This is a genomic window from Pseudomonas sp. Nvir (assembly GCF_963778085.1).
In the GTDB taxonomy this organism is placed as follows: Bacteria; Pseudomonadota; Gammaproteobacteria; order Pseudomonadales; family Pseudomonadaceae; genus Aquipseudomonas; species Aquipseudomonas juntendi.
In genome coordinates, this window is sequence record NZ_OY970405.1 from 4,248,144 (window position 1) to 4,261,831 (window position 13,688).

At 64.1% G+C, this 13,688-nt stretch carries 14 protein-coding genes and 1 pseudogene; 8 read left to right on the plus strand and 7 right to left on the minus strand.

The genetic code is table 11. The features are described from left to right. Positions 1-28: 28 nt before the first annotated feature. Positions 29-682 carry a thiopurine S-methyltransferase gene (locus AACG97_RS20425; RefSeq protein ID WP_009683622.1) on the minus strand — a complete coding sequence of 218 codons (654 nt, stop codon included), beginning with the start codon at positions 680-682 and terminating at the stop codon, positions 29-31. A gap of 101 nt (positions 683-783) precedes the next feature. Between AACG97_RS20425 and AACG97_RS20430 the strand changes: the two genes are divergently transcribed. Then, positions 784-1,551 (plus strand): DODA-type extradiol aromatic ring-opening family dioxygenase, encoded by a 768-nt coding sequence (locus tag AACG97_RS20430; RefSeq protein ID WP_054905502.1) that lies wholly within the window; start codon positions 784-786, stop codon positions 1,549-1,551. 87 nt (positions 1,552-1,638) lie between these two features. Here the strand turns inward: AACG97_RS20430 and AACG97_RS20435 are convergent. Both AACG97_RS20435 and AACG97_RS20440 read right to left on the minus strand, forming a co-directional pair. After that, positions 1,639-3,352: pseudogene (locus tag AACG97_RS20435) on the minus strand (DEAD/DEAH box helicase). 409 nt (positions 3,353-3,761) lie between these two features. Next, positions 3,762-4,517 (minus strand): spermidine synthase, encoded by a 756-nt coding sequence (locus AACG97_RS20440; protein WP_029885626.1) that lies wholly within the window; start codon positions 4,515-4,517, stop codon positions 3,762-3,764. A 115-nt stretch (positions 4,518-4,632) separates the two neighbouring features. Here AACG97_RS20440 and AACG97_RS20445 point away from each other — a divergent pair, with 115 nt between their 5' ends. Then, on the plus strand, positions 4,633-5,979 hold the full coding sequence (locus AACG97_RS20445; protein ID WP_009685228.1) for a class II 3-deoxy-7-phosphoheptulonate synthase: 1,347 nt from the start codon (positions 4,633-4,635) through the stop codon (positions 5,977-5,979). An 81-nt stretch (positions 5,980-6,060) separates the two neighbouring features. On the opposite strand, the gene AACG97_RS20450 is transcribed toward AACG97_RS20445, so the two are convergent. Beyond that, positions 6,061-6,810 carry a sulfite exporter TauE/SafE family protein gene (locus AACG97_RS20450; RefSeq protein WP_029885627.1) on the minus strand — a complete coding sequence of 250 codons (750 nt, stop codon included), beginning with the start codon at positions 6,808-6,810 and terminating at the stop codon, positions 6,061-6,063. A 113-nt stretch (positions 6,811-6,923) separates the two neighbouring features. Between AACG97_RS20450 and AACG97_RS20455 the strand changes: the two genes are divergently transcribed. From AACG97_RS20455 to AACG97_RS20465, 3 genes are all read left to right on the plus strand, one after another. Further along, on the plus strand, positions 6,924-7,877 hold the full coding sequence (locus AACG97_RS20455) for a LysR family transcriptional regulator (protein WP_115294549.1): 954 nt from the start codon (positions 6,924-6,926) through the stop codon (positions 7,875-7,877). 58 nt (positions 7,878-7,935) lie between these two features. Beyond that, complete coding sequence (locus tag AACG97_RS20460; protein WP_009685225.1) at positions 7,936-8,391, plus strand: MarR family winged helix-turn-helix transcriptional regulator; 456 nt, start codon at positions 7,936-7,938, stop codon at positions 8,389-8,391. A gap of 140 nt (positions 8,392-8,531) precedes the next feature. Then, positions 8,532-8,960 carry an organic hydroperoxide resistance protein gene (locus tag AACG97_RS20465; protein WP_009685224.1) on the plus strand — a complete coding sequence of 143 codons (429 nt, stop codon included), beginning with the start codon at positions 8,532-8,534 and terminating at the stop codon, positions 8,958-8,960. A gap of 86 nt (positions 8,961-9,046) precedes the next feature. Here the strand turns inward: AACG97_RS20465 and efp are convergent, their stop codons facing one another. Next, a complete protein-coding gene (gene efp / locus AACG97_RS20470; RefSeq protein ID WP_009685223.1) occupies positions 9,047-9,616 on the minus strand; it encodes an elongation factor P in 570 nt (189 codons plus the stop codon). A gap of 48 nt (positions 9,617-9,664) precedes the next feature. After that, positions 9,665-10,798: an elongation factor P maturation arginine rhamnosyltransferase EarP gene (gene earP, locus AACG97_RS20475; RefSeq protein ID WP_054881224.1), complete on the minus strand. Its 1,134-nt coding sequence runs from the start codon at positions 10,796-10,798 to the stop codon at positions 9,665-9,667. A gap of 89 nt (positions 10,799-10,887) precedes the next feature. On the opposite strand from earP, the gene AACG97_RS20480 reads away from it, so the two are divergent. After that, complete coding sequence (locus AACG97_RS20480; RefSeq protein WP_115294551.1) at positions 10,888-11,277, plus strand: hypothetical protein; 390 nt, start codon at positions 10,888-10,890, stop codon at positions 11,275-11,277. Next, positions 11,274-11,750, plus strand: coding sequence for a GreA/GreB family elongation factor (locus AACG97_RS20485; RefSeq protein WP_115294552.1), 477 nt, complete (start codon positions 11,274-11,276; stop codon positions 11,748-11,750). Before AACG97_RS20480 ends, AACG97_RS20485 begins: the two co-directional genes overlap by 4 nt. Before the next feature lie 15 nt (positions 11,751-11,765). Here AACG97_RS20485 and AACG97_RS20490 read toward each other — a convergent pair whose 3' ends face one another. After that, positions 11,766-12,704, minus strand: coding sequence for a LysR family transcriptional regulator (locus AACG97_RS20490; RefSeq protein ID WP_197886110.1), 939 nt, complete (start codon positions 12,702-12,704; stop codon positions 11,766-11,768). 118 nt (positions 12,705-12,822) lie between these two features. Here AACG97_RS20490 and AACG97_RS20495 point away from each other — a divergent pair, with 118 nt between their 5' ends. After that, complete coding sequence (locus AACG97_RS20495; RefSeq protein ID WP_225786001.1) at positions 12,823-13,572, plus strand: 3-oxoacyl-ACP reductase family protein; 750 nt, start codon at positions 12,823-12,825, stop codon at positions 13,570-13,572. The last annotated feature ends 116 nt before the right edge of the window (positions 13,573-13,688 follow it).

A 13,688-nucleotide genomic window follows, 5' to 3' on the forward strand; every position in this document is an offset into this window, starting at 1 on the left:
TGTGCCTGCCTGTGCAGGCTTACCCGCGCTAGCGCCGGCAGACCCGGTAGACCCGCTCCAACACACTGGATGCCCCGGCCTGCAGAAACTTCGGACTTTCCCCGAGCACCTGCGCCTGCTCCAGTTCATCCACCTGCCAGCCCGCAAAGCCCTGCCTCAGCTCCTGATCCGCCACCGAAAACGGCGGCCCGGCCAGCAGCGACTGGTCGTAATCCAACGTCACCACCACGCCAAGGCACCCGGCTGGCAACAACGCCGACAGGGCCTGCGCGTAGCGCGCACGCATGGGCGGCGGCAGGGCAATCAGCGCCGCGCGGTCGTACAGGCCCGCGCAGTCGCCGACATCTTCTGCCTGCAGGGCAAAGAAGTCCCCACACCACAGCTCCACGTCGCCACTGCGCCATACTTCAAAGTCGCCACGCTGCCGCACCTCGGCCTCAAGCCCATGCTCGCGGAAGAAACCCTCCACGGCCCGCCGCGAAAGCTCCACGCCCAATACCCGGTGCCCCTGCCCGGCCAACCAGGCCAGATCGAGGCTTTTGCCGCACAGTGGCACCAGCACGCGGCTGCCGGGCACCTGCTGCAATGTTGGCCAGTACCGCTGCAGATACGGGTTCACCTGCGCCTGGTGGAAGCCGATCTGGTTGTCGGCCCACCGTTGCTGCCAGAACGCTGGTTCCATGAACACTCCCGATTTTTAGATGGTTTGCCAGTAAAAGTTGGTTTGGATTTCGATCTTTAGTTGATCGAAGATGAGTGCATCTTAACCTTCAGGACCCCGCCATGCTGCCCAGCCTGTTCATTTCCCACGGCTCCCCCATGCTTGCCCTGCAACCTGGCGCCAGCGGCCCGGCGCTGGCAGGGCTCGCCAACGCACTGCCGCGGCCGCAAGCCATTGTGGTGGTGTCGGCGCACTGGGAAAGCCGCGAGCTGCTGATCACCGGTGGCGCACACCCAGAAACCTGGCATGACTTCTACGGCTTCCCACCGGCCTTGTATGCGGTGCAGTACCCTGCGCCCGGTGACCCTGCCCTCGCCGGCCGGGTCGGCGAGCTGCTGCAGGGCGCCGGGCTGGCCGCGCGCCTCGACCCGCAGCGGCCGTTCGACCATGGCGCCTGGGTGCCGTTGTCGTTGATGTACCCCGATGCGAGCATCCCAGTGGTGCAGGTTTCGCTGCCCACCCAGATGGGCCCGGCGCTGCAAGTGAAGGTTGGCCAGGCACTGGCGGGGCTACGCCAGGAGGGCGTGCTGCTGGTGGGTTCGGGCAGCATTACCCATAACCTTGGCGAGCTGGACTGGCATGCCGGGCCCGACGTGATCGAGCCGTGGGCGTTGGCGTTTCGAGATTGGGTAGTGGAAAAACTGCGGGCTGATGACCGGGAGGGGTTGCTGGCTTATCGGCAACAGGCGCCGTTTGCAGTGCGCAACCACCCGAGCGATGAGCATTTGTTGCCGCTGTTTTTTGCCCTTGGGGCGGGGGGGCAGTTTGGCGTTGTGCACCAAGGCTTCACCTTGGGGGCGCTGGGGATGGACATCTACCGGTTCGACTGACGATTGCGGGGGGCTGCCGCGCAACCCCACCATGGCACAGGCAAAAAAATCCCCAGCCAAGGCCGGGGATTTTTCATTGCGCCAGGATCAATCCTCGCGGTAGCGGCGCAGCTTCAGCTGCTTGCCGGCCACGCGGGTGTCCTTGAGCTTGGACAGCAGCTTCTCGAGGCCATCTTCCGGCAGCTCGACCAGGCTGAAGCTGTCGCGCACCTGGATACGACCGATCGCGTCACGCGCCAGGCCACCCTCGTTGAGGATAGCGCCCAGCAGGTTCTTGGCGGCGATGCCGTCACGGGCACCCAGGGCGGTACGGCAACGCACGCGGCCTTCGGCCAGCGGCAGCGGCGCACGACGCTCGCGGTCGCCGCGGTCAGGGCGCTCGCTGCGCTCACCACGTTCGGTACGCTCACCACGCGGGGCGAAGCTCGGCACCAGCGGCTGCTCACGCTCTACCGCCGCCAGGTCCAGCGCCTGGCCGTTGGTGGCCTTGCGCAGCAGGGCCGAGGCCAGGGCACGGGCGCTGCAACCCAGGTCGTTGGTCAGGCGGTCGAACAGGTCACCGTGGGTGGCTTCAGCCTCGGCAACCAGTGGCGCCAGGCTGTTGGTCAGCTTCTTGATGCGCGCATCGAGCACCGCCTGGGCGTTCGGCAGGCGCGCTTCGGCAACCTTCTGCCCGGTTACACGCTCGATTACCTGCAGCATGCGGCGCTCACGTGGCGTGACCAGCAGCAGCGCACGGCCTTCGCGACCGGCACGGCCGGTACGGCCGATACGGTGCACGTAGGACTCCGGGTCGTACGGCATGTCAACGTTGAATACGTGAGTGATGCGCGGTACGTCCAGGCCACGGGCCGCCACGTCGGTGGCGACAACGATGTCCAGGCGGCCATCCTTGAGCGAGTCGATCACGCGCTCACGCTGGTTCTGGGCGATGTCGCCGTTCAGCGCAGCAGCCTTGTAGCCCTTGGCTTCCAGCGCGGCGGCCAGGTCCAGGGTGGCTTGCTTGGTGCGCACGAAGGCGATCAGCGCGTCGAACTCTTCCACTTCCAGCAGACGCAGTACAGCCGGGATCTTCTGGTCGGCGTGGACCATCAGGTGGGCCTGATCGATCGCGGTAACGGTCTGGGTCTTGCTCTGGATCTTGACGTGCTTGGGTTCGCGCAGGTGGCGCTCGGCGATCGAACGGATCGACGACGGCAGGGTGGCGGAGAACAGCACGGTCTGGCGGGTAGCAGGGATGGCGTCGAAGATCACTTCGAGGTCGTCCATGAAGCCCAGCTTGAGCATCTCGTCGGCTTCGTCCAGTACCAGGTACTGCACGGTCGACAGGACTTTTTCGTCGCGACGCAGGTGGTCGCACAGACGGCCCGGGGTGGCGACGACGATTTGCGCGCCGTTGCGGATGGCGCGCAGCTGTGGGCCCATTGGGGCACCACCGTACACAGCAACCACGTTCACGCCTGGCATCTGCTTGGCGTAGGTTTCGAAAGCGGTAGCAACTTGCAGCGCCAACTCACGGGTTGGCGCCAGGATCAGGGCTTGCGGTTCGCGCTTGCTCACATCGATCTTGTTGAGGATCGGCAGGGCGAAGGCAGCGGTCTTGCCGGTGCCAGTCTGCGCCTGGCCGATCATGTCATGACCGGCGAGGATGATCGGGATAGATTGCTGCTGAATGGCGGACGGCTCTTCATAGCCGGTAGCCACTACGGCAGCAACGATATTCGGGTTGAGATCGAGAGCGGCGAAGCCGCCGGTTTCCTGGGTCATGGGTCTGCCTCTAGGTGCATCCGCAAAGACCCATGCTCCAAAGCTGCACATGCCTTGAAAGACCGTCAGGTCACCCAGGCAGCTTTGGCGGCGGGGATTTGCGAAAACGATTGAAAAAGAAAACTTGGGAAGGTCCGCCTAGCGGACGTGCAGCCGAAGCTGGACTCGGAGGATTTGCACCACCTGATTTTGAGGTCCGCTAAAAGACCGGCGCGTACTATACCTGAAATGTACGGTTAGGTGAGGAATATTTTCAGGGGCTGAAACGATAATCCCTGACGCTGCCACGATCCCCGTAGGAGCGGCCTTGTGTCGCGAAAGGGGCGCGCAGCGGCCCCGGCAATATCCGCAGCGAAGCTGAAAATGTGGGGCCGCTGCGCGCCCCTTTCGCGACACAAGGCCGCTCCTGCAGGGATCGCGACGGCTACGGCCGCACCTGCCATTCAGGTAGCCGGCCGAATCTCGCGGATCAAACCCTCGAGGCTGTAGCCCAATCGTGGCGCCAGCGCCTGCGCCCGGGCCCGCAAGCCTTCCATGTCCAGGGTCTGCTCCAGATCCGCCGGCACCAGCAGAATCACATTGCCCTCCTTCACCGGCAGTTCCCAGTAATGGCGGTGGTACAAGCCACGCAGCAACGCTGCACCCAGCGGCTTGCCATCATCGGTGGCCCACTGGTTGATCACCAGCCAGCCGCCCGGGTTGAGTTGCTGCTGGCAGCTCGCCAGGAAGTTCCACGCCAGGTGCCCTACCCCCGGCCCATGGTCGGTGTACAGGTCAACGAACAACAGGTCGGCCTTTTCTGCGCTGGGTAGCAGCTCCAGCGCATCGCCAATGCGCACGTACAGCCGCGGGTCGTCGTCCAGGCCCAGGTACTGCATGGCCAGGCGCGGGACGTCCGGGCGCAGCTCGATGGCTTCGATATCGTCCAGCGGCAGGAACTTCATGCAGGCCTGGGTCAGCGTGCCCGCGCCAAGGCCCAGGAACAGCGCGCTTTCCGGCTGTTCATGGCACAACGCGCCAACCAGCATGGCGCGGGTATAGTCGTACTCCAACCAGCTGGGGTCGGCAGTGAACACACAGCTTTGCTCGATGGCATCGCCGAATTCCAGAAAGCGGTAGTCGTCCACTTCGTACACGCTGATGACGCCAAAGGCATCCTCCACCCGCGCCAGTAGCCGCTCTTGCCGTTCCGTCGCCATGCCTGCACCCGCCCGCACAAAAACGCGCATTGTCCGCCAACGCCCCCGATGCAACAAGCGCAGCGCCAACTGTTACCATGGCCGCCAGCCGACAACCGACCAGACCGAGCCTGACATGAACCAACCGTGGAGCCCCGACAGCTGGCGCGCCCTGCCGATCCAGCAGCAACCGACCTATCCCGATGCCGCGCACCTGCTGAAGGTCGAACAGACCCTGGCCAGCTACCCGCCGCTGGTGTTCGCCGGGGAAGCGCGCGAACTGCGCCGGCAGTTTGCCGAAGTGACCGAAGGCCGCGCGTTCCTGCTGCAAGGCGGCGACTGCGCCGAGAGCTTCGCCGAGTTTTCAGCGGCAAAAATCCGCGACACCTTCAAGGTGCTGCTGCAAATGGCCATCGTCATGACATTTGCCGCGGGCTGCCCGGTGGTCAAGGTCGGGCGCATGGCCGGGCAGTTCGCCAAGCCACGCTCGGCGGGCGATGAAACCATCGGCACCGTCACCCTGCCCGCTTACCGGGGCGACATCGTCAACGGCATCGGCTTCGACGCCAAGAGCCGCATCCCCGACCCGGAGCGCCTGCTGCAGGCCTACCACCAGGCCACCGCCAGCCTCAACCTGTTGCGGGCCTTCGCCCAGGGCGGTTTTGCCGACCTGCACCAGGTGCACAAGTGGAACCTGGACTTCATCGCCAACTCGGCGCTGGCCGACAAGTACCACCAGTTGGCCAACCGCATCGACGAAACCCTGGCGTTCATGCGTGCCTGTGGCCTGGACAGCGCGCCGCAGCTGCGTGAAACCAGCTTCTTCACCGCCCACGAAGCGCTGCTGCTGAACTATGAAGAGGCCTTCGTGCGCCAGGACAGCCTGACCGGCGACTACTACGACTGCTCGGCGCACATGCTGTGGATCGGCGACCGCACTCGCCAGCTGGACGGCGCCCATGTCGAGTTCCTGCGTGGGGTGCACAACCCGATCGGGGTCAAGGTCGGCCCCAGCATGAACCCCGAGGAACTGCTCCGCCTGATCGACACCCTCAACCCGGCCAACGACCCAGGGCGCCTGAACCTGATCGTACGCATGGGCGCGGGCAAGGTCGGCGACCACCTGCCAGGGCTGATCCGCTGCGTAGAGCGCGAGGGGCGCAAGGTGCTGTGGAGCTCCGACCCCATGCACGGCAATACCATCAAGGCCAGCAGTGGCTACAAGACCCGGGATTTTGCGCAGATCCTCGACGAGGTGAAGCAGTTCTTCCAGGTGCACCAGGCCGAAGGCAGTCATGCCGGCGGCATTCATATCGAGATGACCGGGCAGAATGTGACCGAGTGCATCGGTGGCGCACGGCCGATCACCGAAGATGCCCTGTCAGACCGCTACCACACTCACTGCGACCCACGGATGAATGCCGACCAGTCGCTGGAGCTGGCGTTCCTGATTGCCGAAACACTGAAGCAAGTGCGGCGCTGACCCTCGGCGCCATACCCCCTCGGCCTGGTGCCGCGAAGCGCCGCCTGCGCGGCGCTCGCCCCCACCGGCGCGGTCAAACGCTCAAAGCTCGAACCCGAGCATCACCGCACACACCACCAGGAACACGCAGAACATCGCCCGTAGCACCTTCTCTGGCAGCGCATGGGCCAGCTTCACCCCCCAGCTGATACTGAGCAGGCCGCCCACCGCCAACGGCAACCCTACCCCCCAGTCAACACTGTGATGCACGCCATAGGTCACCAGAGTCACCAGGGTGCTCGGCGCCGCCAATGCCAGTGACAGCCCTTGGGCCACCACCTGGGTAGTGCCGAACACACTGGTCAGGATCGGTGTGGCTACCACGGCGCCACCCACCCCGAACAGCCCGCCCATGGTACCGGCAAAGCTGCCCAGCACCCCCAGCCAAGGCCAGGCATAACGCAGTTCGGCACTGGCTGGCGCCACTTTCATGAACATCCGCGCCACGTTCCACACCGCCAGCGCCACCAAAAAGCCGACAAAGCCCAGGCGCATGGAATGCGCATCCAGCCCCACGGCCCAGATCGAACCCAGCCAGGCGAACACGAAACTGCACAACGACAGCGGCACGGCGTGGCGCAACTCGATGCGGTTGCGCTGGTGATAACGCCACAACGCCAGCAACACATTCGGCACCACCATGACCAGTGCAGTGCCCTGTGCCAGTTGCTGATCCAGGCCGAACAGCACGCCCAGCGCCGGGATCGCGATCAGCCCACCGCCTATGCCGAACAGGCCCCCCATGGTGCCCAGGGCAGCGCCCAGCACGATATACAGCAACCACTCGATCATCAGGGCCTCGTTCGCCAGCAAAGTTGATAGCGGCATGCTAACCAGTGTGCGCTGGCGGGGAAACGCACAGCAGCGCACAATGGCTGTGCGTATTGTGCAAAAGCAAGGCAACCATGAGCCCCGATACTCTCACCGAGCAGCTAAGCCTGTTCCTGGACGTGCTGCAAAGCGGCAGTTTTTCTGCCGCCGCCCGCCGCTACCCGCTGACCCCGTCTGCGGTGGCGCGGCGCATTGACGCCCTCGAAGCCGCCGTGGGCAGCCGCCTGTTTACCCGCAGCACCCATGCCGTGCGCGCCACCCCGGCGGGCCACGCCTTTGCCGAGCGGGCCAAGCGCATCATCGAGGAACTGCGCCTGGCCCGTGCCGAGGCAGTGTCGCTGAGCAATGCTCCGGAAGGGCTGATCCGCATCGACGCCCCCGCCGCGTTCGGCCGCCGCCACCTGGCCCCGGCCATTGCCGACTTCCTGCTGGCCTACCCGGGCCTGGACGTGCAGCTGCGCCTGATCGACAGCTTTGTCGACCTGCATGGCAGCCACCTGGGCGAAGTGGACCTGGTGTTGCGTGCCGGCCCGTTGGCCGATACCCGCCTGGTCGCCACGCCACTGGCCTACATGGTGCGCATTGCCTGCGCCAGCCCCACCTACCTGGCCAGCCGCGGCATGCCCAGCTGCCCCAGCGAACTGCCCGGCCATGATGGCCTGGATTGGGACGGCCTGGCACCCCCGTACGCGTGGCGTTTCGAGGTCGCCGGGCAAACCCGCCTTTACCGCCCGGCCCGCATGCGCATGGCCGCCAACAACGCCGAAACCCTGTTGTTCGGTGCGCTGGCGGGCCTGGGCATCGCCCATTTGCCCACCTGGCTGATCAGCGAGTACCTGCTGCGCGGCGAACTGGTGCCACTGTTTTGTGACGCAGGCCTGCCCCAGGCTGAAAGCAGCGGCATTTACGCGCTACGCCTGGAACATGAAACGAACTCTCGCAGCCGTTTGCTGCTCGAATTTCTCAAGAGCCGCTTCAGTCCGATTCCACCCTGGGACCTGGCCCTGCGCAGCGGACTGCGCGAGTGATGCGTGCAGTGACGCTCAACGTGCCAGGATTTCCCATTGATTACCTTCAAGGACGTGCATGAACGCCGACACCCAAGCTTCCTGTGACGAGCTGCTGCTGGACAACCAGGTCTGTTTCGCCCTGCATTCCACCTCGTTGCTGATGACCAAGGTCTATAAACCGCTGCTGCAGGCCCTGGGTCTGACCTACCCGCAATACCTGGCCATGCTCGTGCTGTGGGAGCATGACGGCCTGACCGTGGGTGAAATCAGCCAGCACCTGCTGACCGACCCGGGCTCACTGACCCCGCTGCTCAAGCGCCTGGAAAGCGAAGGCCTGTTACAGCGCAACCGCAGCCGCGAGGACGAACGGGTGGTACTGGTGCAACTCACCGACAAAGGCCGCGCCCTGCAGCAGCGGGCAAAGGAAGTGCCGCAGTGCATCCTCAAGGCCAGCGGTCGCAGCCTTGAGCAGTTGCAGCAGTTGCAGGCCGAGTTGCTGGACCTGCGCGAGAACCTGCAGAAAAACCTTTAGCGGCTATGCTGGGCAATGGCCGTTCGGCTGAGCGGTGAATATTTATCTTGCGCGCTAACTAATTGCGCGCTAATTTAAATTCCACACCAACCCGCGTCCTCCCGCTAACGGGAGCGCACAGCGCATTAGCGAGGCTCAAGATGCAAAAGGTCACTCCGCTGTACATCGCAGAAGCTACCTCCACCGGTGGGCGCGACGGTAAATCCCGTTCCAGCGACGGCAAGCTGGACGTCAAGCTGAGCACCCCGAAAGAGCTGGGTGGGGCTGGCGGTGACGGCACCAACCCTGAGCAGATGTTTGCCGCCGGCTACTCGGCGTGCTTCATCGGCGCCTTGAAGTTCGTGGCAGGGCAAGAGAAAAAAGCTTTGCCGGCCGATGCTTCGATCACCGCCAAGGTGGGGATTGGCCAGATTCCGGGCGGTTTCGGCCTGGACATCGATCTGCACATCAACCTGCCCGGCCTGGCCCAGGCCGACGCCGAAGCGCTGGTGGAAAAGGCGCACAAGGTGTGCCCGTACTCCAACGCCACCCGCGGTAATGTGGATGTACGGCTGCACGTAGCCGTCTAAACCTGCCCTGCAGGTGCAGTGATGCACACTTGGCAGACACAAAAAAACCCGGCCGAAGCCGGGTTTTTTGCCTTTCACAAGAAGCATTACTTCTTGGAACGGCCCTTGAAGCTGTTGTCGCGGGTGTCGATGTCGATCCACTCGTCGATCTGGATGAAGTCAGCAACCGAAATCTCGGTACCGTTCTTCAATTTGGCAGGCTTCATGACCTTGCCCGAGGTGTCGCCGCGCGCAGCGTTCTCGGTGTAGACAACCTGACGGCTGATGGTGGTCGGCAGTTCAACCGATACCAGGCGGCCTTCGAAGAACACGGCTTCGCAGACGTCTTCCATGCCTTCTTCGATGTAAGGCAGAACAGCTTCGATGTCTTCTTCGTTCAGCTCGTACATGGTGTAGTCGCTGGTGTCCATGAAGGTGTACGAATCACCGCTGATGAACGACAGGGTCGCTTCTTTGCGGTCCAGGATCACGTCGTCCAGCTTGTCGTCTGCACCGTATACGGTTTCGGTCTTGTAGCCGGTCAGCAGGTTCTTCAGCTTGGTCTTCATGATCGCGCTGTTACGGCCCGACTTGGTGAACTCAGCTTTTTGAACCAGCCACGGGTCGTTGTCGATGCGCAGCACGGTACCGGGTTTCAGTTCTTTACCAGTTTTCATTACGAAGTATCCGAATCTGGATGGATTTATAAAAATCGAGGCCGCATATCATAGCGAATTTCCATAAAAGTGTACTAGCGCCGTGGCAAGGTCCGGCTGAGCGGCCTGTTGCGCCGCCCAGCACCGGGCGTGCTGCTGCAGTTCCGGCCAATGCCGGCGGGCTGCCTGCCAGGCCTGGCCCATGTCCTGGTCCATGTTCCAGGCCCGCCACAGGCCCAGCAACGCGGCGCCGGCATCGGTTGACAAGCCGCGTCGATAAAGCGCCAGAAACGCTTCGAGCTTTTCCCAGTGAGCATTCTCGTCCTGCACGTAGATGTGCCACAGCATGGGCTGCCCGGCCCACTGCGCCCGCACGAACGAATCCTCGCCCCGCACCGCATTGAAGTCGCAGCACCACAGCAGCCGATCGAAATCATCCTGGCTGACGAACGGCAACACCTGCACGGTCAGCGCACCACGCGTGCGCACCTGCCCGACCTGCAGCGGCGCCTCGCCGAGCCAGTGGCTGAGGCCGGCGACCACACGGCCTTGCGGCACCAGCAGGTGGCAGGCTTGGTCACCGGCAGCCAAGGCATCGAGCCAGTTGCCCAGTTGCGGGTTTTCATAGGCGAACAGGCTAATCAGCAGAGCCCCGGGCGCTGGGCTTACAGCCAACCCCTGCAGGAACGCCTGCCGGGCAGCAGCCGACTGTTGCAACGCGTCGCGCCGGGCCAGCAGCTCAGCCTCGCGCAGCAGGCCACCGGTGTTTTCGGTGAAGCCGGGGAAGAAGAACACTTTGCGCAACCCATTTGCCTGCGGCGACGGCAGACCATGGCAACCCGCTACCCAATCCTCGGCACTGAGGTATTCAAGGTTCAACCACAGGGGTGGCCGGGGGCAGACCCGCATGGCCTCGACATAAGCCGCTGGCAACTGGCAGGCGAAGGCACCGATCACCACATCGGCAGGCGCTACCGGCAACCAGGCCGCCGGCCACTGGCGTACCTCCACACCCTGCTGCCACTGCTGCGCCGCGTTGGCGTCGGCGCCGGGGCACATCGGCGTGAAGGCGTTGAGATCATCCACCCACAGGCGCACCGCCAGGCCATGCTCGGCCACCAACTGCCGGGCCAGGCGCCAGGTCACGCCAATATCGCCGTAGTTGTCGACCACGCTGCAGAAGATGTCCCAGGTGGCTTTCATGCGCCGTTCCCTTTAACTTGCGTAAAAACGCGGATTCTGCCCGACAGCATGCGACAATGCACCCCGCCCACTTTGCCAAGGAGGCCGCCATGCCCCGCCGCCGTGAATTGACCATCACCCTGAAGCCGTTGCAGTTGATACTGTGCGTGGCTTTGGGCCTATGGCTTGGCGCAATGGCGATTGCCCTTAGCCTGTGGCTGGCGCAGCAACTGTGGCCGCTCCCGCCCGAGCGGCAAGCCGCGGCCCCGGCCGTGGCACCAGCACCGGCACCGGCACCGGTGCAACCGGCCGACGCGCAAGCTGAAATGTTCGAGCGCTACAAGCACATGCTGCAGCAACAGGAACAACAACAGGCCGCTGAGGCTGCGCAGGGTAACCCGCGCAACCTGAACAGCCCCAAGTGCCAGTTCTGGCTGCAACAGAATCGCACTGCACCTACCGACAAAAGCCAGGCCAACGTGCTGGAGTTCTGTTATTGACCACGCGCAAGCACCACCTGCTGGCACAGATCGTCGCCACCCTGGAACATGACCTGGACGTGCTGACCCGTGCGGCCCAAACCGCCTATGAAGCCGCCACGGCGGAAGAGAACATCGCCGAGAACAAGTACGACACCCTGGGCCTGGAGGCCTCGTACCTGGCCACCGGGCAAGCCCGACGCAGTGCGCAAATCCGCCAGGCGCTGCTGATCTACCAGCAACTGCTGCTGCGCGACTACGACCCAGCGCGCGGGGTGCAGGTGAGCAACCTGGTGACCCTGGAGGATGAAACTGGCGAACAACGCCGGGTGTTTCTGGGGCCTGAGGCTGCCGGCCTGAAGATTGCCGCAGCAGACGGGCTGGTGACAGTGATCACGCCGCGCTCGCCGCTGGGGCAAGTATTGCTGGGTAAGCGGGTGGATGATGAGGTGAGCCTGGGGGCGCAGGTACTGTTCATCGTTGATGTTGCCTGAACAGGCCGCGCACGCCTACAAACGGTGCAGGGCATCGAAACGCCCGGCAAGACCCTGCTCAGTGAACTGCTCGACGATGAAATCGACGAATGCACGGGTCTTGCCCGGCAACAGCTTGTGCTCGGCGAAATACAGGCTGATATGCCCATCGTCCACATACCAGTCCGGCAACACCCGCTGCAACCGACCGGCCTGCAGGTAGGGCACCGCGAACGGCAAACTCACCAGCGCAATCCCCAGCCCCTGCTCGGCCACCGCGCAGGCAGCGTCCGAATCGCTCATGGTCATGGCCTGGCGCAACAGCAATGGCTGCTGTACCTGCCAGCGGCTGGTCAACGGCCACGAGCGCACCCGCCCGGTCTGCGGCGAGCGGATAAGAATGCCGTCATGGCGCTGCAACACGGGCGGCTCAGCAATCTGCGCATGCCGCTGCAGGTACGCCGGCGCGGCCACCAGCACCCGGTGCGCCGGGGTCAACTTGCGCGCCACCACCCCCGGCGGCAGTTCAAAACCACCACCAATGGCCGCATCGAAGCCCTGGCCGATCAGGTCGACCTGGCGGTTATCGAAATGCCAGTCCGGGGTAATGGCGGGGTAGCGGCGCAGAAATTCGCCCAGCAAGGGCAGCACGTACAAACGCCCGAACACCGTGCCCATGCTGACCCGCAGCAGCCCGGCCGGTTGCCCTTCGGCACTGGCCAGGTTAGCCACCGCATACTGGATGGTGCGAAAGCTGTCGCTCACCTCGCCAAGAAAACGCTGCCCTGCTTCGGTCAAGGTCAGCTTGCGGGTACTACGCTGGAACAACCGCACCCCCAGGCGCGCCTCCAACTGCGCAACGTGCTTGCCCACGGCAGCGGGCGTAATGCGCAAGCCCCTGGCCGCTTCGGCAAAGCTGCCCACCTCGGCACTGCGGATGAAGCATTCCAACGCGTTGAACGATTCCATGGCCATGATTGGCAACCAAAGGTTTACTCTGCTTATAGTGATTGCCATCTTATCAGCAGGTAATCGAGCGCCGATACTGCGCCTATCCAAGGCATTCCAGCCTGGCTTACAGCAGGAGATCAACATGTCCAAGCAACTTACACTCGAAGGCAAGGTGGCCCTGGTACAGGGCGGTTCCCGGGGTATTGGCGCGGCTATCGTGCGGCGCCTGGCCCGCGAGGGTGCGCAAGTGGCCTTCACCTATGTCAGCTCTGCCGGGCCGGCAGAAGACCTGGCACGGGAAATCGGCGACAACGGCGGCAAGGCCCTGGCCCTGCGCGCCGACAGCGCCGATGCCGCCGCCGTGCAGCTGGCCGTGGACGACACCGTGAAGGCCTTCGGCCGGCTGGATATCCTGGTCAACAATGCCGGGGTACTGACGGTCGCGCCGCTGACCGAATTCGACCTCGCCGATTTCGATCGCACGTTGGCGGTGAACGTACGCAGTGTCTTTGTCGCCAGCCAGGCCGCAGCGCGGTACATGCGCCAGGGCGGGCGCATCATCAACATTGGCAGCACCAATGCCGAGCGCATGCCGTTTGCCGGCGGCGCGCCTTATGCCATGAGCAAGTCGGCGCTGGTCGGCCTGACCCGCGGCATGGCGCGCGACCTGGGGCCGCAGGGCATTACCGTGAACAACGTGCAACCAGGGCCGGTGGACACCGACATGAACCCGGCCAGCGGCGAATTCGCCGAAAGCCTGATCCCGCTGATGGCAATCGGGCGGTATGGCGAAGCGGACGAGATTGCCAGCTTCGTGGCCTACCTGGCCGGGCCTGAAGCGGGGTATATCACGGGGGCCAGCTTGACGGTGGACGGTGGCTTTGCCGCCTGATTGCGCCGTTGGTGTGGCGGCACCCTGTAGATCGAGCGCCACCCGCCCCCGCAAATGCATTGGTGCCGTGCCCTGTGCTTGCCGATAATCCCCCTCTTGCTCCTGCCCGCTACGAG